The sequence below is a fragment of the Lysobacter sp. Soil_N_23 genome (genome assembly GCF_057656135.1).
Window position 1 is genome coordinate 40,989 of record NZ_JBDGKY010000012.1, and the last position, 22,173, is coordinate 63,161.

General features: G+C 66.5%; 15 protein-coding genes. 10 read left to right on the top strand and 5 right to left on the bottom strand.

Going from position 1 to position 22,173, the window contains the following annotated elements:
• Nucleotides 1-159 precede the first annotated feature (159 nt).
• From carB to AC3A3X_RS10685, 9 genes are all read left to right on the top strand, one after another.
• Nucleotides 160-3,411: a carbamoyl-phosphate synthase large subunit gene (gene carB, locus AC3A3X_RS10645; protein WP_487582997.1), complete on the top strand. Its 3,252-nt coding sequence runs from the start codon at nucleotides 160-162 to the stop codon at nucleotides 3,409-3,411.
• A 225-nt stretch (nucleotides 3,412-3,636) separates the two neighbouring features.
• Nucleotides 3,637-4,113, top strand: a complete 477-nt coding sequence (gene greA, locus AC3A3X_RS10650; protein ID WP_487582998.1) for a transcription elongation factor GreA — start codon at nucleotides 3,637-3,639, stop codon at nucleotides 4,111-4,113.
• A complete protein-coding gene (locus tag AC3A3X_RS10655) occupies nucleotides 4,113-5,078 on the top strand; it encodes a phosphoglycerate mutase (protein WP_487582999.1) in 966 nt (321 codons plus the stop codon). The genes greA and AC3A3X_RS10655 overlap by 1 nt, the downstream gene beginning before the upstream one ends.
• Nucleotides 5,075-6,790: a single-stranded-DNA-specific exonuclease RecJ gene (gene recJ / locus AC3A3X_RS10660; RefSeq protein ID WP_487583000.1), complete on the top strand. Its 1,716-nt coding sequence runs from the start codon at nucleotides 5,075-5,077 to the stop codon at nucleotides 6,788-6,790. The genes AC3A3X_RS10655 and recJ overlap by 4 nt, the downstream gene beginning before the upstream one ends.
• A 253-nt stretch (nucleotides 6,791-7,043) precedes the next feature.
• Nucleotides 7,044-7,673 (top strand): YkvA family protein, encoded by a 630-nt coding sequence (locus tag AC3A3X_RS10665; protein ID WP_487583001.1) that lies wholly within the window; start codon nucleotides 7,044-7,046, stop codon nucleotides 7,671-7,673.
• Nucleotides 7,674-7,782: 109 nt separating this feature from the next.
• Nucleotides 7,783-8,911, top strand: a protein-coding gene (gene prfB, locus AC3A3X_RS10670) for a peptide chain release factor 2 (protein WP_487583002.1) whose coding sequence is annotated in 2 segments (ribosomal slippage) — nucleotides 7,783-7,857 and nucleotides 7,859-8,911 — 1,128 coding nt in all. Because the reading frame shifts where the segments join, the coding sequence is not laid out codon by codon here.
• Nucleotides 8,912-9,128: 217 nt separating this feature from the next.
• Complete coding sequence (gene lysS / locus AC3A3X_RS10675; protein ID WP_487583003.1) at nucleotides 9,129-10,667, top strand: lysine--tRNA ligase; 1,539 nt, start codon at nucleotides 9,129-9,131, stop codon at nucleotides 10,665-10,667.
• A gap of 112 nt (nucleotides 10,668-10,779) precedes the next feature.
• Complete coding sequence (gene rpfG / locus AC3A3X_RS10680; RefSeq protein WP_487583004.1) at nucleotides 10,780-11,847, top strand: cyclic di-GMP phosphodiesterase response regulator RpfG; 1,068 nt, start codon at nucleotides 10,780-10,782, stop codon at nucleotides 11,845-11,847.
• A 2-nt stretch (nucleotides 11,848-11,849) separates the two neighbouring features.
• The gene (locus AC3A3X_RS10685; protein ID WP_487583005.1) at nucleotides 11,850-14,033 is read left to right on the top strand and encodes an ATP-binding protein; all 2,184 of its coding nucleotides are present in this window, start codon (nucleotides 11,850-11,852) and stop codon (nucleotides 14,031-14,033) included.
• A gap of 113 nt (nucleotides 14,034-14,146) precedes the next feature.
• Here the strand turns inward: AC3A3X_RS10685 and AC3A3X_RS10690 are convergent, their stop codons facing one another.
• The 4 genes from AC3A3X_RS10690 to AC3A3X_RS10705 form a co-directional block, all read right to left on the bottom strand.
• Nucleotides 14,147-14,569, bottom strand: a complete 423-nt coding sequence (locus AC3A3X_RS10690) for a hypothetical protein (protein ID WP_487583006.1) — start codon at nucleotides 14,567-14,569, stop codon at nucleotides 14,147-14,149.
• The gene (locus AC3A3X_RS10695; protein ID WP_487583007.1) at nucleotides 14,538-15,464 is read right to left on the bottom strand and encodes a hypothetical protein; all 927 of its coding nucleotides are present in this window, start codon (nucleotides 15,462-15,464) and stop codon (nucleotides 14,538-14,540) included. Before AC3A3X_RS10695 ends, AC3A3X_RS10690 begins: the two co-directional genes overlap by 32 nt.
• A 425-nt stretch (nucleotides 15,465-15,889) precedes the next feature.
• The gene (locus AC3A3X_RS10700) at nucleotides 15,890-16,759 is read right to left on the bottom strand and encodes a crotonase/enoyl-CoA hydratase family protein (RefSeq protein ID WP_487583008.1); all 870 of its coding nucleotides are present in this window, start codon (nucleotides 16,757-16,759) and stop codon (nucleotides 15,890-15,892) included.
• A gap of 177 nt (nucleotides 16,760-16,936) precedes the next feature.
• Nucleotides 16,937-18,625, bottom strand: coding sequence for a long-chain fatty acid--CoA ligase (locus tag AC3A3X_RS10705; RefSeq protein WP_487583009.1), 1,689 nt, complete (start codon nucleotides 18,623-18,625; stop codon nucleotides 16,937-16,939).
• Nucleotides 18,626-18,779: 154 nt separating this feature from the next.
• Between AC3A3X_RS10705 and AC3A3X_RS10710 the strand changes: the two genes are divergently transcribed.
• Nucleotides 18,780-19,268: a nuclear transport factor 2 family protein gene (locus tag AC3A3X_RS10710; protein WP_487583010.1), complete on the top strand. Its 489-nt coding sequence runs from the start codon at nucleotides 18,780-18,782 to the stop codon at nucleotides 19,266-19,268.
• 142 nt (nucleotides 19,269-19,410) lie between these two features.
• On the opposite strand, the gene acnA is transcribed toward AC3A3X_RS10710, so the two are convergent.
• Entirely contained in the window at nucleotides 19,411-22,170 is a 2,760-nt protein-coding gene (gene acnA / locus AC3A3X_RS10715; protein WP_487583011.1) for an aconitate hydratase AcnA, read from the bottom strand.
• Nucleotides 22,171-22,173 lie beyond the last annotated feature (3 nt).

A 22,173-nucleotide genomic window follows, 5' to 3' on the forward strand; every position in this document is an offset into this window, starting at 1 on the left:
GCAGTTGCAATTCGATGCGGCAGGTCACGCCCTCGTCGGGCCGGCTTGCTGCGGTTAACCACGGAGCGATGGCAGCACCTCTTTCGAGTGTGCGATCGCCCGGACAGATCACCTGGCTCGCGCCCCCCGCGTGGCAGGAACGACTTTACTGAGGACACCATGCCCAAGCGCACCGACATCAAGACCGTCCTGATCATCGGCGCTGGCCCGATCGTGATCGGCCAGGCCTGCGAATTCGATTACTCAGGCGCCCAGGCATGCAAGGCCCTGCGTGACGAGGGTTACCGCGTGGTGCTGGTCAATTCCAACCCCGCGACCATCATGACCGACCCGAACATGGCCGACGCCGTGTACATCGAGCCGATCAACTGGCAGACGGTCGAGAAGATCATCGCCAAGGAACGACCGGACGCGCTGCTGCCGACGATGGGCGGCCAGACCGCGCTGAACTGCGCGCTCGACCTGGCCGACAACGGCGTGCTGGAGAAGTACAACGTCGAGCTGATCGGCGCCTCGCGCGACGCGATCCGCATGGCCGAAGACCGCGAGCTGTTCCGCGTCGCCATGGCCGAGATCGGCCTGGAGTGCCCGAAGGCCGAGGTCGCGCGCAGCTTCGAGCAGGCCGTCGACATCCAGACCCGGGTCGGCTACCCGACCATCATCCGTCCGTCGTTCACCCTCGGCGGCACCGGCGGCGGCATCGCCTACAACAAGGAAGAGTTCGAGGAGATCGCCAAGCGCGGCCTCGAGCTGTCGCCCGTGCACGAGATCCTGGTCGAGGAGTCGGTGCTGGGCTGGAAGGAGTTCGAGATGGAAGTGGTCCGCGACAAGGCGGACAACTGCATCATCGTGTGCTCGATCGAGAACTTCGACGCGATGGGCGTGCACACCGGCGACTCGATCACGGTGGCTCCGGCGCAGACCCTCACCGACAAGGAATACCAGCGCCTGCGCGATGCTTCCATCGCGGTGCTGCGCAAGATCGGCGTCGATACCGGCGGCTCCAACGTGCAGTTCGGCATCAACGCCAAGGACGGTCGCGTCGTCGTCATCGAGATGAACCCGCGCGTGTCGCGTTCCTCGGCGCTGGCATCCAAGGCCACCGGCTTCCCGATCGCCAAGATCGCCGCCAAGCTTGCCATCGGCTACACCCTCGATGAGCTGCGCAACGAGATCACCGGCGGCGCCACCCCGGCCTCGTTCGAGCCGACGATCGACTACGTCGTCACCAAGATTCCGCGCTTCGCCTTCGAGAAGTTCCCGCAGGCCGACGCCCGCCTGACCACGCAGATGAAGTCGGTCGGCGAGGTGATGGCGATGGGCCGCACCTTCCAGGAATCGCTGCACAAGGCCCTGCGCGGCCTGGAGACCGGCAAGGTCGGCCTCGACCCCACCGGCCTGGACCTGGCCAGCGAGCAGGACCTGGCAACGCTGCGCCGCGAGCTGAAGGAGCCGGGCCCGGAGCGCATGTTCTTCATCGGCGATGCCTTCCGCGCCGGTATGAGCGTGGAAGACGTGCACGCGCTGTCGTTCGTCGATCCGTGGTTCCTTGATCAGATCGAAGAACTCATTGCCGCCGAGAAGCAGGTCGCCGATGCCGGCCTGTCCGCGCTCGACAGGAACCGCATGCGCGCACTCAAGCGCATGGGCTTCTCCGACGCGCGCCTGGCGCAGCTGACCGGCACCGACGAGACCGCCGTGCGCACCCTGCGTCGCGCCTTCGGCGTGCGCCCGGTGTACAAGCGCGTGGACTCCTGCGCGGCCGAGTTCGCCACCACCACCGCCTACATGTACTCGACCTACGAGGACGAGTGCGAAGCCAACCCGACCAACCGCGACAAGATCATCGTGCTCGGCGGCGGTCCCAACCGCATCGGCCAGGGCATCGAGTTCGACTACTGCTGCGTGCACGCCGCGCTCGCCCTGCGCGAGGACGGCTATGAAACCATCATGGTCAACTGCAACCCGGAGACGGTTTCGACCGACTACGACACCTCCGACCGCCTGTACTTCGAGCCGCTCACCCTTGAGGACGTGCTCGAGATCGCCGACCTGGAGAAGCCCAAGGGCGTGATCGTCCAGTACGGCGGCCAGACGCCGCTGAAGCTGGCGCGCGCACTGGAAGCCAACGGCGTGCCGATCGTCGGCACCACCCCGGACAGCATCGACCTGGCCGAGGACCGCGAGCGTTTCCAGAAGCTGGTGCAGGACCTGGGCCTGGCGCAGCCGCTCAACCGCACCGCACGCAACCCGGAAGAAGCGTTGCTGCTGGCCTCGCAGATCGGCTACCCGCTGGTGGTGCGTCCGAGCTACGTGCTCGGTGGCCGCGCGATGGAAATCGTCTACGGCGACGCCGACCTGACGCGCTACATCCGCGACGCGGTCAAGGTGTCCAACGATTCGCCGGTGCTGCTCGACCGCTTCCTCGACAACGCCGTGGAAGTCGACGTCGATGTCATCGCCGACAAGGATGGCAACGTCCTGATCGGCGGCGTGATGGAGCACATCGAGGAAGCCGGCGTGCACTCGGGCGACTCCTCGTGTTCGCTGCCGCCGTACTCGCTGACCGCGGCCGTGCAGGACAAGCTGCGCGACCAGGTGCGGGCGCTGGCCACGTCGCTCAAGGTCGTCGGTCTGATGAACACCCAGTTCGCGATCACCTTCGACGAGAAGGGCGACGAGACCATCTACCTGATCGAAGTGAACCCGCGTGCCTCGCGCACGGTGCCGTTCGTGTCCAAGGCGACCGGCATGGCGCTGGCCAAGATCGCGGCGCGCTGCATGGTCGGCCAGACCCTGGCCGAGCAGGGCGCGACCAGGGAGATCATCCCGGAGTACTACTCGGTCAAGGAAGCGATCTTCCCGTTCGCCAAGTTCCAGGGTGTCGACCCGATCCTCGGGCCGGAGATGCGCTCCACCGGTGAAGTGATGGGCGTTGGCCGCAACTTCGGCGCGGCGATGGCGCGCGCGCAGGAGGCCGGCGGCATCAAGGCGCTGCCGCAGGGCGGCAAGGTGTTCGTCTCGGTGCGCGATCCGGACAAGACCCGCGTGCTGCCGGTGGCGCAGGACCTGGTCAAGCGCGGCTACAGCCTGGTCGCCACCGAGGGCACGCATGCCTTCCTGACTGCGCAGGGCATCAGCTGCGAGCGCATCAACAAGGTCACCGAAGGCCGTCCGCACGTGGTCGACCTGATCAAGAACGGCGAGCTGGTCTACATCGTCAACACCACCGAAGGCCGCCAGGCGATCAACGACTCGTTCTCGATCCGCCGCGAAGCGCTGCAGCATCGCGTGACCTATTCGACGACGGTGTCGGGCGCGCGTGCGCTGGTCAATTCGCTCGAGTACCGCGGCACCGGCCCGGTGTGGTCGCTGCAGGAGCTGCACAAGGAAATCGACGGCGCGGCCTGAGGCCGCGCCTGTCACCGTCATCCCCGCGAAGGCGGGGACCCAGCGACTTGGGTTTCCCGGCAAGAGCGAACGTCCCTGGGTTCCCGCCTTCGCGGGAATGACGGGAAAAATGAGCAACGTCGCTGGATCCCCGCCTTCGCGGGGATGACGGCTTGATACCATCTGATAGAGAATCGGCTATCGAAGCCGTAGCCGGCCGTTGGGCCGGATCCAAAGGAAACAGCAATGCGAGCACCCATCACCCTGCACGGCGCCCAGCGCCTGCGCGCCGAACTTGAAGAGCTCAAGTCGGTCAAGCGTCCGGCCGTGATCAATGCGATCTCCGAGGCGCGTGCCCATGGCGATCTCAAGGAGAACGCCGAGTACCACGCCGCGCGCGAGCAGCAGGGCTTCATCGAAGGCCGCATCAAGCAGCTCGAAGCCGAACTGTCGCATGCGCAGATCATCGACGTGACATCGCTCAATGCCGGTTCGCGGGTCGTGTTCGGCGCCAAGGTCGAGCTGGCCGACAGCGAGACCGACGAGGAGCGCAGCTACCAGATCGTCGGCGACCTGGAAGCGGACATCAAGCAGGGCCTGATCGCCATTTCATCGCCGGTGGCGCGTGCGCTGATCGGCAAGCACGAAGGCGATACGGTGACCATCGAAGCGCCCGGCGGCATCCGCGAGTACGAGATCGTCGGCGTCAGTTACGCCGGCTGATGATCACGCTGCTGCTGCCGGCACGCGATCGCTTCGGCGGGCAGCGGCTCTCGCCCGCCACGGGCAAGGCCCTGGCCCGCGCCGACCGCAGCCAGGCGGCAGCAGATCCCTCCCAGGACGGACGCGCGCAGATGGCGCGCGTGCTCGACGTGCTCCCGCGCGGCTGGCCGGTCGCCGCTGCCGCGCGCCAGCGCGACGCCGGCGACGCCGCCAACGCGGTCTGGCTGCGCGCCGATCCGGCCTACGTGCAGCCGGACATCAACGGTGCGCGGTTGCTGTCGTACGGGCAGGCCCTGGGCCTGTCCGCAGCCGACGCGGCGGCACTGTTGCGTCCGCTCAAACCGCTTTTCGGCGATGCCGGGTTCCCGATCGACGCGCCAGTACCGTCGCGCTGGTATCTGCGCCTTCCGCTCGGCGCCAAGCTCCCCGAGTTCACCTCACCCGAGCAGGCGCTCGGCGCCGACATGTTCGACCAGTTGCCGGAAGGCAATGAAGGTCGCCGCTGGCGCGCCTTGCTGAGCGAAGCCCAGGTCGTGCTTCACAACCACCCGCTCAATGCCGAGCGCGCCGCAGCTGGGCTGGCACCGGTCAACTCGCTCTGGTTCTGGGGCGCCGGGATTCTGCCCGACCATGTCCGCACCGGCTTCGCCCGCATCGCCAGCGACGACGAGGCGCTGACAGCGCTGGTCACGCTGTCTGGCGCGCAGGTCGATGCACGCCCAGTTTCATGGCCCGGCAATGGCAAGGACGCGCTGTTCGATCTGCGCGACGCGCGCGACCTGGCATTGCTCGAGCGCGACTGGTTTGCTCCGCTGGTCTTGGCGCTGGCGCAGGGCCAGGTCGACGGCCTGCAGTTCGACTTCGCCGACGGTGCCCGCTACGCCCTGTCGCGCAGCCAGCGCTGGCGCTTCTGGCGCAAGCCGCTGCGCTCGTTCATTGCTGGCGCAGCCGGCAACGCCGCATGAAGCCGCAAGCCAGGCTGCGCCGGCGCGAATGCGAGCAGGCCGGACAATGGCCTGACACCTTGTCGCCGCTGCTGCGTCGTCTGTACGCGGCGCGTGGCGCGACCAGCATCGACCAGGCGCAGCCGCGCCTTGCCAACCTCCTGGCACCCGACGACCTGGGCGGCCTCGATGCCGCCGTGGCGCTGTTGTCGGTCGCGATAGCCGAGGATCGCCACATCGTCGTGGTCGGCGATTTCGATTGCGATGGCGCCACCGCCTGCGCCGTCGGCGTGCGCGGCTTGCGCATGCTCGGTGCACGCCGCGTCTCGCACGCCGTGCCCAATCGCATGGTTCACGGTTATGGCCTGTCGCCGGCGCTGGTGGAGGAACTGGCGGCGTTGCAGCCCGAGCTGCTGGTGACGGTCGATCACGGCATCGCCTGCCATGCCGGCATCGCCGCGGCGAAGGCGCGTGGCTGGAAGGTGCTGGTCACCGACCATCACCTTCCCGGCGAGCAGTTGCCGCCGGCCGATGCCATCGTCGATCCGAACCTGCACGGCGACCCGTTCCCAAGCAAGGTCCTGGCCGGCGTCGGCGTGATGTTCTACGTGCTGCTGGCGCTGCGCCGTCACCTGCGCGCGCAAGGGGCTTTCTCCGGGCAGGGGCCGGACCTGACGACGCTGCTCGACCTGGTCGCTGTCGGCACCGTCGCCGACCTGGTGCCGCTGGACGCGAACAATCGTGCGCTTGTCGCCGCCGGTCTGCGCCGACTGCGCGCAGGGCAGGGCAGCGTCGGCCTTCGCGCGCTGATCGAAGTGGCCCAGCGCGACGCCAGTCGCCTGACCGCCTCCGACATCGGCTATGCCGTGGCCCCGCGCCTCAATGCAGCCGGGCGCCTGGAGGACATGGCGCTCGGCATCGAATGCCTGTTGACCGACGACCTGGCACGAGCGCGCGACATCGCCGCGACGTTGAACGAGATCAACAGCGAACGTCGCGCCGTGCAGCAGCAGATGACCGACGAAGCCGAACAGGCGCTGGCGCGCGTGAGCGTGATCGAGCAAAGCGCGCGCAGTGCGGTCTGCCTGTACGACGCGCAGTGGCATCCCGGCGTGGTCGGGCTGGTGGCGTCGAAGATGAAGGAGCGGCTGCATCGTCCCATAATCGCGTTCGCTCCGGCCGAACCGGGGAGCGACACGCTGCGCGGTTCGGCGCGATCGATCCCGGGCTTCCATATCCGCGATGCGCTGGCCGATGTCGCGGCGCGCCATCCGACGCTGATCGAACGCTTCGGCGGCCACGCAATGGCGGCAGGCCTGTCCCTGCGCGTCGAAGCTTATCCTGCATTCGCCAGCGCTTTCGAGCAGGTCGCACAAGCGGCGCTGACCCCGGAGTTGTTGCAGGCCGACGTGCTCAGCGATGGTGAGCTGGGCGTTGCCGATTTCAATCGCGCGAGCGCCGAGGTGCTGCGCGATGGCGGTCCGTGGGGACAGGGCTTCGCGGAGCCACAGTTCGATGGCGAGTTCGACGTGGTGAGCTGGCGCGTGGTCGGCGAACGCCACCTCAAGCTGGTGCTTGGCTTTGCCGGCGTGCAACTCAATGCAATCGAGTTCGGCGGCTGGCTCGGCCATGCGCCGCCGGGTCGCCTGCGTATCGCCTATCGCCTCGAGCCCGATGACTACCGTGGCGGTGATGCCGTGCAATTGGTGGTAGTGCACCGCGAACCTGCATAGGACTGTCCGGCAGGCGGCGAGTACAGGCAGCACCACGAGCACCGGCCGCCGGCGCAGTCGGACAGCGCCCCGTACCCGGCGTGGCGGGCGACGGATGGCCTGGCAGCCTTGCCGCTCAGGCCTCTTCCCGCCGACGGCGGAGCAGGGGGGCAGTCGGCCGCGGGCCGGCCACCGCTGGGACCGGCATTGACGCGGATTCAACAAACAAGTCCCTAGGCTGAGTGGATCGCCTTCACCGACCACGGAGCAAGCCATGTCGTTGACCCTCACGATCGACCTGTCGGACGAGGACCTGGAGAGGTTCACCAGCCAGATCGAATCCGCCAAAAAGGACGCGGGCAGCAAAAGCAACGACGAGATCGTGGCGGCCGCCACCGTGCTGCTTGAAAAGGCACAGCAGGGCAATCCGCCGGCCTTCGTCAAGCAGCGCCTGCCGGCCCTGGGCACGCTGATTGCGATGCTGCGCGACGATGCCTGGGCATTGTCGGACGAGGATGCTCTGCGGGTGCGTGCCGCCCTGAACTATCTGGCAGCTCCGGTCGACATCATCCCCGATGACATCCCGGTGTTCGGCTTCCTCGACGACGCGGTCATGATCGAGCTGTGCGCGCGCAAGTTGTCGCACGAGATCGAGGCCTACGACGACTTCTGCGAGTTCCGCGAGCGCGAGGCCGAACGGCGCGGCCTGAAGCCCGAAACCGTCGGTCGTGCCGACTGGCTGCAGGGACGTCGCGACGAGCTCCAGGAGCGCATGCATCGCCGTCGCGGGCGCGATTCCGGCCGCGGCTTCGGCCAGGGCTACGGCTCCAGCAGCGGCTACGGCAGCCCGGTCAGCCGTTACACGGACAACAGCTGGCGCCCCGGACCGTTCAAGTTCCGCTGACCGCTGGTCACGTTGCACAGGGGCAGGGGGCAGGGGCGCGGGTCCCGGCAGGCCCCGGCGGCCCCGCGGCTGCTACAATTTGCGGTTCCTTTGACCGCACCGCACGGACATGATCGAACTCAATCCCGTCCGCCAGCGCATCGCCGACCTCACCGGTCGGCTGGATTCGCTTAGGGGGTATCTTTGACTACGACAGCAAAGTCGAACGTCTCGAAGAAGTGAACCGCGAACTCGAAAGCCCCGACATCTGGAACGACTCCGAGCGTGCCCAGGGCCTGGGCCGTGAGCGCTCCTCCCTGGAAAAGGTCGTCGATGGCATCCGCAACCTCACCGACGGCCTCAATGGCGCGGGCGAGCTGCTGGAGCTGGCGGAAATGGAAGACGACGAGGGCACCGCATTGGCGGTGGTCGACGACGTCGAACGCTATGCCAAGGAAGTCGAGAAGCTCGAGTTCCGCCGCATGTTCTCCGGCAAGATGGACGCGGCCAACGCCTTCGTCGACATCCAGGCCGGCGCCGGTGGCACCGAAGCCCAGGACTGGGCCGAAATCCTGCTGCGCATGTACCTGCGCTGGTGCGAGTCGCGCGGCTGGAAGACCGAGCTGATGGAAGTCAGCGGCGGCGACGTCGCCGGCATCAAGTCGGCCACGCTGCGCGTCGAGGGCGATTTCGCCTATGGCTGGCTCAAGACCGAGACCGGCGTGCACCGCCTGGTGCGCAAGTCGCCGTTCGACTCCGACAACCGCCGCCACACCAGCTTCACTTCGGTGTTCGTGTCGCCGGAAGTCGACGACAACATCGACATCGACATCAACCCGGCCGATCTGCGCACCGACGTCTACCGCTCCTCCGGCGCCGGTGGTCAGCACGTCAACAAGACCGAATCGGCGGTGCGCATCACGCACATTCCGTCCGGCATTGTCGTGGCCTGCCAGACCGGTCGCAGCCAGCACCAGAACCGCGACAACGCGATGAAGATGCTGGCCGCCAAGCTGTACGAACTCGAGATCCAGAAGCGCAACGCCGAGCGCGATGCGGTCGAGGCGACCAAGTCCGACATCGGCTGGGGCAGCCAGATCCGCAACTACGTGCTCGACCAGAGCCGCATCAAGGACCTGCGCACCGGCATCGAGCGCAGCGACACGCAGAAGGTCCTCGACGGCGACCTCGACGAGTTCGTCGAAGCGAGCCTGAAATCGGGGCTGGAAGCTGGCTCCAAGCGCGCCGACGCAGTTTGATCGACCGGTTCCCCGCGCAAGCGGGAACCGGAATTCTTTGCCCGTCGTTCCCGCGCAGGCGGGAACCGGGCATTGGCATCCGATCACCATGAACCGTCATTCCCGCGAAGGCGGGAACCCTGCGACTTTTGCTTTCACCCATGAGAACAAAGACACTGGGTTCCCGCCTTCGCGGGAATGACGGGTTGACCCCTCAGTTTCCAATCAACGCCAAGCCATGACCGACCAGACCCAAGCCCCGCAGACGCCCACCGACGAGAGCCACCCGGACGAGAACCGGCTCATCGCCGAGCGTCGCGCCAAACTCACGGCGCTGCGCGGGCAGGGCATCGCGTTCCCCAACGATTTCCGCCGTGCCGATTTCGTCGGCGACCTGCAGGATGCCTACGCCGATGCCGGGCAGTGGACGGCCGAGGTGCTGGACGGCAAGCGTCACCGCGTCGCCGTCGCCGGCCGCGTGCTGCTCAAGCGCGACATGGGCAAGGCCGGTTTCGCGCAGATCCAGGACGAGTCGGGCCGCCTGCAGTTGTGGCTGAAGAAGGACCTGCTGGGCGACGCCTACGAGGTGTTCAAGGACCTGGACCTGGGCGACATCGTGTCCGCCGAGGGCGAGCTCACCCGCACCCGTACCGGCGAGCTGTCGCTCAAGGCCGAAAGCCTGCGGCTGCTGACCAAGGCGCTGCGGCCGCTGCCGGACAAGTTCCATGGCATGGCCGACGTCGAGCAGCGCTACCGCCAGCGTTACGTCGATCTGATCGTGACGCCCGAGGCGCGCGACGTCTTCGTCAAGCGCTCCAAGATCATCCGCGCGATGCGCGCCTGGCTCGACGCCCGACGCTTCCTCGAGGTCGAGACGCCGATGATGCATTACATCCCCGGCGGCGCCGCGGCAAAACCATTCGTCACCCACCACAACGCGCTCGACCTGCAACTGTTCCTGCGCGTGGCGCCGGAGCTGTACCTCAAGCGCCTGGTCGTCGGCGGGCTGGAGCGCGTCTACGAGATCAACCGCAACTTCCGCAACGAGGGCGTGTCGACCCGGCACAACCCCGAGTTCACGATGCTCGAGCTGTACGAGGCCTATGCCACCTACACCGAGATCATGGACCTCACCGAAGGCGTGATCCGCGACGTCGCCCAGAGCGTGCTGGGCACCACGCAGTTGCACTGGGAAGGCCACGACATCGACGTCGGCCCGGCCTTCCGCCGCTGGTCGATGACCGACGCCGTGCTCGAGCACAACCCGGAGATCGCCCGCGAGGACCTGCGCGATGTCGCGAAGATGCGTGCGCATTGCGCCCGCCTGGGCATCCCGGCCAAGCCGGGCAACGGCTGGGGCAAGCTGCTGCTGGACATCTTCGAGAAGACCGTCGAGCACACCCTGGTGCAGCCGACCTTCATCGTCGACCACCCGGTCGAGGTCAGCCCGCTGGCCCGTGCCAGCGACCGCGACCCGGAACTGACCGACCGCTTCGAGCTGTTCATCAACGGCAAGGAGCTGGCCAACGGCTTCTCCGAGCTCAACGACCCCGAAGACCAGGCCGAGCGCTTCCGCGCCCAGGTCGAGGCCAAGGAGGGCGGTGACGACGAGGCCATGCACTTCGATGCCGACTACATCCGCGCCCTGGAGGTCGGCCTGCCGCCCACCGGCGGGCTGGGCATCGGCATCGACCGCCTGGTGATGCTGATGACCGGTTCGACCTCGATCCGCGACGTGCTGCTGTTCCCGTACATGCGTCCCGAGACGGGCGGCTGAGCCTGAACCGACAACGCCGGCTTACCGGCCCGGTGCACAGGACCCTGCGGACAAGCGCGCCGCGGGGTATCCTCGGTGCCGAGGCCACCACAGGGGGTGGCGGCTCTAATGGATGTCCGGTGTGAACGTCGTCATCGTTGATGATCAAACCTCTGCGCGCACCATGCTGCGCCACATCATTGAGGACATCTCCTCGGAACTGAGGGTTTCGGACTTCGGAGATCCCGAAGCTGCCCTGGGTTGGTGCGAGAGCAACCAGCCCGACCTGTTGCTGCTCGACTACCGCATGCCGGCCCTGGACGGGCTCGAGTTCGCCCGGCGTTTCCGGCGCCTGCCGATGCACCGCGACATCCCGATCATCCTGGTGACCGTGGTCGGCGACGAGCCGGTACGGCAAGCCGCGCTGGAAGCGGGCGTCATCGATTTCCTGGTCAAGCCGGTGCGCCCGCGCGAACTGCGCGCGCGTTGCCGCAACCTGCTGCAGTTGCGCCAGCAGTCGGAGAACGTCAAGCAGCGTGCGCTGTCACTGGAACAGCGCCTGCTGTCGAGCATGCACGAGGTCGAGGAGCGCGAGCGCGAGACGCTGTCGCGACTGGCGCGCGCGATCGAGTACCGCGATGCCGGCACCAGCGCGTACCTGGAGCGCATGGCCCATGTCGCCGGCCTGATCGCCGAACAGCTGGGCATGTTCGAGGACGAAGTGCGCGTCATCGAAATGGCCGCGCCGCTGCACGACATCGGCAAGATCGCCATCCCCGATGCGGTGCTGATGAAATCCGGACCGCTGACGGAAGACGAGACCGCGGTCATGCGCCGTCACCCGCGCATCGGCTACGAACTGCTCAGCGGCAGCCAGAACCGTTTCATCCAGGCCGGCGCGCTGATCGCCCTGCGCCATCACGAACGTTACGACGGCAGCGGCTATCCTGACGGCCTGATAGGCGAGGAAATTCCGTTGGAAGCCAGGATAGTGGCCGTCGCGGATGTCTTCGATGCGCTGATCTCGCCACGGCCGTACAAGAAGGCCTGGGACGCGGATGCGGCGCTTGGCTACCTGTACGCGCAGCGCGGACGCTTGTTCGACCCGCGCTGCGTCGACGCCCTGATCCGCAGTCGCGAGCGGCTCGAGGACATCTGCAACCGCTTTTCGACGGTTTCCGCACGCCCCGGCATGGAGTAGCCATGGTTTCGGTCCTGAACAAGCTGAAGACGCGCCTGGCCGCACGGCCCGACAGCGAACACGCCCAGGACCTGGTCCGCATCGTCATCACGGCGCTGTTCTCGACCTACCTGGGGTGGCGCTTCCTGCACCTGGACGGCGCCGACAACACCCTGCCGCTGACGTGGATGATCCTGCTCGGCGAGCTGCTGGTGGCACTGGGCCTGATGGCCGCGATCCTGCTCGAGCCCGGCGTGTCGCACGTGCGGCGCTGGATCGGCATGCTCACCGACTACACGGCGATGGGCGCGATCATGTGCCTGCAGGGCGAGCCCGCCGCGCCGCTGTATGCCGTGTACCTGTGGGTGACGATCGGCAACGGCATGCGCTATGGCAGCCGTTACCTGCGCATCGCCACGGCACTGGCCACCGCTTCGTTCCTGGCGGTGACCCTGATCTCGCCGTACTGGCGCAGCAACCCGTACCTGGCCTGGGGCCTGCTGCTGGGCCTGGGCGCGGTGCCGCTGTACTTCGACTCGCTGCTCAACGCCCTGACCCGGGCGGTCGACGATGCGCGCAAGGCCAACGAGGCCAAGAGCCGCTTCCTGGCCAACATGAGCCACGAGTTCCGCACGCCGCTCAACGGCCTGGCCGGCATGAGCGAGTTGCTGGCGACCACGCGACTGGACGCCGAACAGCGCGAGTGCCTGAGTACCATCCAGGCCTCCACGCGCAGCCTGCTGGCGCTGGTCGAGGACGTGCTCGACATCTCCGCGATCGAGGCCGGCAAGGTCAAGCTGGACCTGGTCGAGTTCATCCCGCAGGAACTGGTCGACAGCATCGGCCTGATCCTGCAGCCGCAGGCACGCGCCAAGGAGCTGCGCTACGAGGCGGCGATCGCCGCCGACGTACCCGGCAGCCTGTGCGGCGACGTTGTGCACCTGCGCCAGGTGCTGATCAACCTGGCCGGCAACGCCATCAAGTTCACCGACAAGGGCTCGGTCCGCCTCGACGTGACCGTCGTCGACCAGGGTTCGGCCCAGGTGCGACTGCGCTTTGCCGTGACCGACACCGGCATCGGCGTGCCGCTGGCGATGCGCCAGCGCCTGTTCGAGGCCTTCGAACAGGCCGATGTCAGCCTTGCGCGTCGCTATGGCGGCACCGGCTTGGGCACCACCATTGCCAAGGGCTTGACCGAGGCGATGGGTGGCAGCATCGGCTTCGAGAGCGTGGAGCAGCGCGGCAGCCGCTTCTGGGTAGAGCTGCCGTTCGAACGCGTCGTCGATGAAGCGACCATGGCCGGGGCGGTCGCGCTGGATGGCGGCGTGCAGGCCGACGGGGAGGGTGCCAACTCCGCTAACGTCATTGCCTTCTCCGACCCGTTCCTGCGCCACCGTGCCCGCGTGCGCAGCCTGGGCATCCTGGTCGCCGACGATCACGTCGCCAACCGGATGGTGCTGCAGCGGCTGCTGCAGAAAGCCGGCCATCGCGTCACCTGCGTCGATGGCGGCGGCGATGCACTCGATGCGGTTTCCGGCTCCGATTACGATGCGGTCATTGCCGATCTGCACATGCCCGACGTCAGCGGCCTGGACCTGCTGCGCCAGTTGCGGGTCATGGAGGCCGGCGGCGGGCGCCGTACGCCGGTGCTGATCCTCAGCGCCGACGTCACTCCGGAATCCATTCGCGCCTGCGAACAGGCCGGCGCGCGCGCCTTCCTGGCCAAGCCGGTGTCGACGGTGCGGCTGCTCGACACCCTGGCCGAAATCGCGGCCAACGCCCGCTTTGGCGCGCCGCTGGTCGCGCTGCGCAGCGAACTGCCCACGGGTGATGGCACCTTCGACAGCTCGGTGCTGGACGAGCTCGGTGCGCTCGGCATGGGCGCCGGCTTCGAGCGCGAGTTCATCGCCCAGTGCCTGCGCGATGCCGATGGCTGCATGGTCGAGTTGCGCCAGGCCGGCGAGCAGGCCGACTGGGAGCATGCCCGCGAGCAGGCACACGCGCTCAAGGGCGTGGCCAGCAACCTGGGCCTGAACAAGCTGGCCGCGGTCAGCGGCGAGATCATGCGGCTGCCGGACTGGCAGCTGGCACGCGAATGGCAGGCCCGGCTCAACGGCCTCGGCGAACGCATGGCGCAGGGCAAGGCCGCGCTCGACGCGCGCGAGCGGCAGCGGACCTCGCGCGGAGAAGGTGAGCGTTCTCCGTAATCAAGTCGAGGGTCCGGATGCCTTGAGTTGGTCGGAAGCCCGGCTGATACCGACCTGTTCGGCCGGTATCAGTACCGTCTGTGATCAAGTTGGGATTCGGCTCGCGTGCATCATCACCACGAACCAGCCGGGTTGTGGCACTTCTTGCAATCCAAGGACCCGCCACGCGCGCGTTGCGTGCCTGGAAGCGGACCTGCGCCAACGGATGAAGCGGGCGAAGTGACGTACGCTCCCTCAGACGAACCGTCGGCCCATTTCATGGTGAATGTGCTGTTGGCAGGCAGCGTACTCCTGCCGTTGAGCTGACGATATTTGGCAGCGGCTTGCGTCATACCTGCCATTCGGATCGCCGCCATCGCGTTAATGGTGGTTCCGTTGACATTGCTCAAGTCTTTGTAGGGTGCCGCACCTCCATCGATGACAATCGCTCCGGCGATTGCGATTCCGCTGGCGATCGCGAGACCTATGGCAAGAACGTTCTTGCGCTTCCAGTCCAGACTGACTTCATTGCTCAACCCCATGTTGTCCAGCTCCATTCACGATCAAGGAAATCTCTTTGTCGAGGTACGGGATATCACTCGGCGGAAGGAGTCCGCGGACATAGAGGTCCCGGACACTGTTGAACCCGCAGATGCCGCCGAATGCGCAGGCATACACAACCAGATTGCTGGTGGGGCCGCAGTCCATGCCCAACTGGCAGGCGGCCAGGTTCCACGCCGCCTCAGAACGTACCGAGCCGGAAGGCATCGTCCCCGCGGAACCGGGGCGAGCGGCTGGCCCCATGAGCGACGCCAGCGCGGCGATTACGGCAGGGTCGCCTGAAGCCAGCGCACGTTGCATGAGAAGGGTTATTCGTTCATTTGAGAACGAAGGGCTGTCGAGATGAGTGGGGGCGGCTTGTGCGAAAACTTCAATCTCTGAAGCCAGATCGCCCTGTGACGCGGCTTTGACCTTCAGCTCCATGATCGCCTGGGGGCCAATGCTGTCGCCCGCAAAGCGCCGACAACGGAATGACACGCGGTCAAACGCAGCGACAACGTCGGCAGCATCACTTCCCGCGTCCTTCACAAAGGCCTGGGCGGAGTTCCTGAAGCCCTCGGGATCGAGAGCGTAGGTCCAGCACTCGGAGTACGCCCGCGCAATCCAGCGGGTGGCTTCACCGTTTCCTTGTTGCGACAACCCATGGAGGTTCGAGACGAATCCGTACAGGTCGCTGGAATGAGCAAACTGATCAGGCAGGAGCTCGCGTCCTGTTGGAATCGATGCAGTCCGCAAGGTCGCACTGTGGCGAGTGGCGACGACCGGCGCACCGGGCATCGATACAGGACTGGTTGCTTGTACTACCTCGTCCTGTTCAGAGCCCGCATGGGGCGGCAGGTGGTAGAACCAGGTTGCCAGGAGTGCCGATGCCGCGATTGCGACAAGGAGCATCGGTTGCTTCGTTCCCACGTCGTCCTTGAGACCTTTGATGGCTCGGGTGATTGCAGCACGCGACGTTCATTGTCCACAAGGCACTTACATGCAAACGGGGTCGCAACTACGCGCTCCTCAGCATCTGTCCTACCCGAGTCGCGGACCAAGGGGCGCGCGAACTGACGAATCCGGACGTCCATTGCGGGCTGCTGCCCGGCGACTGTCCCGTTCGTTGCGCAGTCGCGCCTGGTCGGCACGGAACTGCCTCCAACTCCAGGGGAGAGGGAGCTGGGCTCAATGCGGATCCGGCCCGCCGGATTTCCCCTCCTGCGGGCGCTGGTTCCCCTTGGTTTTGCGGTATTACTCGTCAGGCGGGTGCGGGCATGCCTGATGCTCCTGCATTTCCCCAGTCAGTCATTGCCGTGCGGCTTGCTTGTCCGGGCTCAGGCGGCCCCATTCGCGGCACGCCGCTCCTGCGCACGCACCAGCCGGTCCATCGTTCGCAGCGACTTGTCGCCCAGTTGCAGCGCGGTGTCCACCCAGACTTCGGTAATGCGCATCATCTCGTCCAGGGTTACCGCCTGGGTCATCTGGCGCACCTGGTGCATGGCGGCGCGTGCGTGCGGGATGCGACGGTTGGCGCGGATCACGTCTTCGACTGCCGCTACGCCTTCACCGCGCGGGACCAGCACGTCGACCAGGCCCATCTTGTGCATTTCCTGGCTGCTGAACATGTTGCCTTCCAGCATCAGCTTCTCGGCCACGTGCGGGGTGACGCGCTTGCACAGGAACGAATAGGCGCCCATGCCCGGGAACAGATCGAACAGGACTTCCGGCAGGCCCATCAGCACATCTTCTTCGGCAACGATGGTGTGGCAGCTCAACGCAGCTTCGAAGCCACCGCCCAGCGCGTCACCCTGGAGCAGGGCGATGCTGTGCGCGCCGGCGCCCAGTCCGTCGTGGAAGGCGTGCACGCCGCGCACGCATTGGCGGGCGTAGGTCAGCAGGCCGTCGCGGTCGCCGGCACGGATCAGGCGGCAGAACAGGTCCAGGTCGCCGCCGAGGTTGAAGGCATCGGCATCGGAGGCCAGGACCACGTGCGGCAGGGTGCTGCCTGCGGCGGCGCGAAAGCGATCAGCCAGGCCACGCTGGTACTGGATGATGTCGTCGACCAGGTCCATCGAGAAGCAGGCGCGACGGCCCGGGACGGCGTCCGCGTGCATGTGGCACCAGTAGACACCGCGGTCGGTCTCTTCGACGACCCGCAGGTTGCGGCCGGTGGCAGTGCGGTGGAACGGGTAGACAGCTGACATTGCGAATCCTCCGTGGATTTGAACCGTCCGGCCGGTCGCGCTGTTCGGGACGGCAATGCGATCAAGGGGGTGCGTCCGACCGCCCGATTCTATGCCTACAAAAGCAAACGCCCGCAAGGTCGTTGGACCTTGCGGGCGTTTGGAGCGTGCGCGGGCCGGGCCGGAGCCCGGCCCGGATCAGTGGGCGGCGGGGCTTGCGGCCGGGCCGTCCCGGAGCTCGCGGCGCAGGATCTTGCCGACGTTGGTCTTTGGCAGCTCGGTCCGGAACTCGACGTAACGCGGGTGCTTGTAGCCGGTCAGGTGCTCTCGAGCGTGGGTTTTGACCTGCTCGGCGGTGAGGCTCGGGTCCTTCTTGACGATCACGACCTTGACCGCCTCGCCGGACTTTTCGTCCGGGACACCGACGGCGGCCACTTCCAGCACCCCCGGCATCATCGCGATCACGTCCTCGACCTCGTTGGGGTACACGTTGAAGCCCGAGACCAGGATCATGTCCTTCTTGCGGTCGACGATGTAGAAGAAGCCCTGGTCGTCCATCCGCGCCATGTCGCCGGTGTGCAGCCAGCCGTCGGCGTCGATCACCGCGGCGGTGTCCTCCGGCCGACGCCAGTAGCCCTTCATGACCTGCGGGCCCTTGATGCACAGCTCGCCGACGTCGCCCATCGGCAGCGTCACGCCGTTCTCGTCCTTGACGCAAGCGTCGGTCGACGAGATCGGCAGGCCGATCGAGCCGTTGTAGTCCTTCAGGTCCATCGGGTTGATGCAGGCCGCCGGTGAAGTCTCGGTCAGGCCGTAGGCCTCGACCAGGGTCACGCCGGTCACCTGCTTCCAGCGCTCGGCGACCGAGCGCTGCACGGCCATGCCGCCGCCCAGGGTCAGGTGCAGCCTGGAGAAGTCGATCTCGTTGAAGCCCGGCGTGTTGAGCAGGCCGTTGAACAGCGTGTTGACGCCGGTGATGGCGGTGAACGGCACGCTCTTGAGCTCCTTGACGAAGCCCTTCATGTCGCGCGGGTTGGTGATCATGTAGTTCAGTCCGCCGAACTTCATGAAGACCAGGCCGTTCGCGGTCAATGCGAAGATGTGGTACAGCGGCAGCGCGGTGATGATCACTTCCTCGCCGTACTTGACGCCGGTGCCCACCCACATCGCCGCCTGCTGCATGTTGGCGACCAGGTTGCGGTGGGTCAGCATCGCGCCCTTGGCGACGCCAGTGGTGCCGCCGGTGTACTGCAGGAAGGCGATGTCCTGCGGCGAAATTTCCACTTCGGCCAAGTTGTGGCGCTGGCCCAGCGCCAGTGCGTCACGGAAGCGGATCGCGCCGGGCAGGTTGTAGTCCGGGACCATCTTCTTGACGTACTTCAGGGCGAAGTTCACCACCGCACCCTTGAGGCCGAGCATGTCGCCCAGGCCGGTGGTGATGACCTGCTTGATTTGCGTGTCGGCGACCACTTCCTGCACGGTGTGGGCGAAGTTGTCGAGCACCAGGATCACGTTGGCGCCGGAGTCGACCAGCTGGTGCCGAAGCTCGCGCGCGGTGTACATCGGGTTGGTGTTGACCACCGTCAGGCCGGCACGCAGTACGCCGAAGGTGGCGATCGGATACTGCAGGCAGTTGGGCATCATGATCGCGACGCGATCGCCCTTCTTGAGCTTCAGCTCGCCCAGCAGGTACGCAGCAAACTGCGCACTGAGCTGGTCGATTTCGGCATAGGTGAGGGTCTTGCCGAGGTTGGCGAAGGCCGGCCGGTCGCGATATTTCTCGATCGCGTTTTCCAGCACGGCGACGACGGACGGGAACTCATCCACATCGATCTCGGCCGCAACCCCCTGCGGATACTGTGCCAGCCAAGGACGTTCAGAACTCATCGCGATTCCCCTCTCCAAATCGCAGTTGATAGCCTTCGGCGATGCGTGTTGCGAATGCGCCGCCGTACGGTGCTTCCAGCGATTGGAGCATAGGCCCCCAAGGCTGGCAAGGCGCGCACTGGTGCGGCGACGGCGGTCGTATCGACGTGGCAGCATGGCCGCGACGACAGCATGGGCAATGGGCATGGGGCAGGGGATGCGGACAGCAAACTGGTTTGTGCGGTGCAGCGTGACACTGGTGCTGCTGGTCGTATTGGCATCGGGCTGCAGCCGCACGCCACCGGAGCAACGGCTTCGACAGACCGTGGAGTCGTTGCAGCAGGGCATCGAGCAACGCGATGCCTCGGTGCTGGACGCGGTGCTTGCCGAGGATTTCATCGGTCCCGATGCGCTCGATCGCGAAGGTGCTGGCAGGATCGCGCGGCTGATGTTCCTGCGTCATCGCCAGATCGGCGTGAAGCTGGGGCCGGTTTCGGTGCAGCTTCAACCCGGTCATGCAACGGCGCGATTCACTGCGGCCTTGACCGGTGGCTCGGGCGAACTGTTGCCCGACGCCGCGCAACTCTATGAGGTCGAGACCGGGTGGCGCGAGGAAGGTGGGGAGTGGCGGCTGACGAGTGCGACGTGGGCGCCGAAGCTCTGACCCTGTCGGCACTTTGGTCACGGGAACCCGTCATCCCCGCGAAGGCGGGGACCCAGCGACTTGGCTTTTGCGACCAAGAGAAGCGGAAGTCGCTGGGTTCCCGCCTTCGCGGGAATGACGGGTTATATGGTTCCTCGAAACGTTACGCCGCCTTCTTCGCCGCCAACTGCCGCAGCACGTAATGCAGGATGCCGCCGTGGCGGAAGTACTCGACTTCCTTCGGCGTCAGCAGCAGCACGCGGACTTCGAAGCGCTTCTCGCTGCCGTCAGATCGACGTGCGGTCACGGTCGCCGTCCGGGCGCGGCCGTCGTCGATGCCGGTGACGCTGATCTCCTCCGAGCCGTCCAGGCCGTGCGAGAGCGCGTTCTCGCCATCCTTGAACTGCAGCGGCAACACGCCCATGCCAACCAGGTTGGAGCGGTGGATGCGTTCGAAGCTCTCGGCGATCACAGCCTTCACCCCGAGCAGGTTGGTGCCCTTGGCCGCCCAGTCGCGCGATGATCCGGTGCCGTACTCCTTGCCCGCCATCACCACCAGCGGCACACCCTCGGCCTTGTACTTCATCGCCGCGTCGAAGATCGACATCTTCTCCGGCGCCGCGCCGCCCTTGGCGAAGTACAGCGTGTTGCCGCCTTCCTCGCCGCCGAACATCAGGTTCTTGATGCGGATGTTGGCGAAGGTGCCGCGGACCATGACGTCGTCGTTGCCGCGGCGGCTGCCGTAGCTGTTGAAGTCGGCCGGCTGCACGCCGCGCGAGACCAGGAAGCGGCCTGCCGGCGAATCCTTCTTGATGTTGCCCGCCGGCGAGATGTGGTCGGTGGTGATCGAGTCGCCGAACAGGCCCATGATGCGGGCGCCGTGGACGTCGTTGATCGAGCCGACGGCCATGCTCATGCCGTCGAAGTAGGGTGGGTTCTTGATGTAGGTCGAGGTGGCGTCCCAGGCGAAGGACTCGCCTTCGGGCGAGGCGATCTGGTTCCAGCGCGAGTCGCCCTTGAACACGTCGGCGTAGTTCTGCGCGAACAGTTCCGGGCCGACCGTCGCGGCGATGACGTCGCCGATTTCCTTGTTGCTCGGCCAGATTTCGCGCAGGTGCACGGCTCGACCGTCGGGCGTGTGACCGACCGGTTCGCGGGTGAGGTCGATGTCGACCGTGCCGGCGATGGCGTAGGCCACCACCAGCGGCGGCGAGGCCAGGTAGTTCATCTTCACTTCCGGGTGCACGCGGCCTTCGAAATTGCGGTTGCCCGACAGCACCGAGGCGACGGCGAGGTCGTTCTCGGCGATGCCGCGCGAGACTTCGTCCGGCAGCGGGCCGGAGTTGCCGATGCAGGTGGTGCAGCCGTAACCGACGACGAAGAAGCCGAGCTTCTCCAGGTCGTCGAGCACGCCGGCCTTGCGCAGGTAGTCGGTGACCACCAGCGAGCCCGGCCCGAGCGAGGTCTTGACCCACGGCTTGGCTTTCAGGCCGAGCTTGGCCGCGTTGCGGGCGAGCAGGCCCGCGCCGAGCATCACCGCCGGGTTGGAGGTGTTGGTGCAGGACGTGATCGCGGCGATCACCACCGAGCCGTCGCTCAATTCCGCATCTTGTTCCTGGATGCGGATCTTCGAGCGCGGACGCGCGGCCAGGTGGCCGGCCTGCGGCTGGTGCCCGCCCTCGGCATCCATGCGTCGCACGCTGCCGTTGACGCGATGGGCGGTCAGGTCGCCGAGGTTCTCGGTGAAGTTGGCCTTGACCTCGCTCAGCAGCACCCGGTCCTGCGGACGCTTGGGGCCGGCCAGCGACGGTTTGACGTCGGCGAGATTGAGTTCGAGCGTGGTCGTGTAGCTGGCCTCAGCCTGACCCGGCTCGTGCCACAGGCCCTGTGCCTTGGCGTAGGCCTCGACCAGGGCGACCTGCTCGTCGCTGCGGCCGGACAGGCGCAGATAGGTCAGCGACTCGGCATCGATCGGGAAGATGCCGCAGGTCGCGCCGTACTCCGGCGCCATGTTGGCGATCGTGGCGCGGTCGGCCAGCGGCAGGTGCGGCAGGCCTTCGCCGAAGAACTCGACGAACTTGCCGACCACGCCGAGCTTGCGCAGCATCTGGGTGACGGTGAGCACCAGGTCGGTGGCGGTGGTGCCCTCGGGCAGTTTGCCGGTGAGCTTGAAGCCGACCACCTGCGGAATCAGCATCGACGACGGCTGGCCGAGCATCGCGGCCTCGGCCTCGATGCCGCCCACGCCCCAGCCGAGCACGCCGATGCCGTTGATCATCGTGGTGTGGCTGTCGGTGCCGAAGACGGTATCGGGGAAGGCGAGCAACTCGCCGTCGACCTCGCGTTCGACGACCACGCGCGCCAGGTTCTCCAGGTTCACCTGGTGGACGATGCCGGTGTTGGGCGGCACGACCTTGAAGTTGTGGAAGGCCTTCTGGCCCCAGCGCAGGAAGCTGTAGCGCTCCATGTTGCGCTCGAACTCGATCTTGCCGTTGAGGTCCAGCGCATCGGCGCGACCGAACACGTCGACCTGCACCGAGTGGTCGATGACCAGTTCCGAGGGGATCAGCGGGTTGATCTGGCCGGCATTGCCGCCGAGCTTGCTGACCGCATCGCGCATCGCCGCCAGGTCGACCACGCACGGCACGCCGGTGAAGTCCTGCAGCACCACGCGCGCGGGCATGAAGGCGATCTCGGTGTCGGGTTCCTTGCTGGCATCCCACCGCGCCACCGCCTCGATGTGCTCCTTGCCGACCGTGATGCCGCCGTCTTCATGGCGCAACAGGTTCTCCAGCAGGATCTTCATCGAGTAGGGCAGCCTGCGGATGTCGAACCGCTCACCCAGTGCCGGCAGGCTGTTGTAGGTGAGGGTGCGGCCGTTGACGACGAGCTGGCGGCGGGTGGAGAAGGAGTCTTGGGACATGGG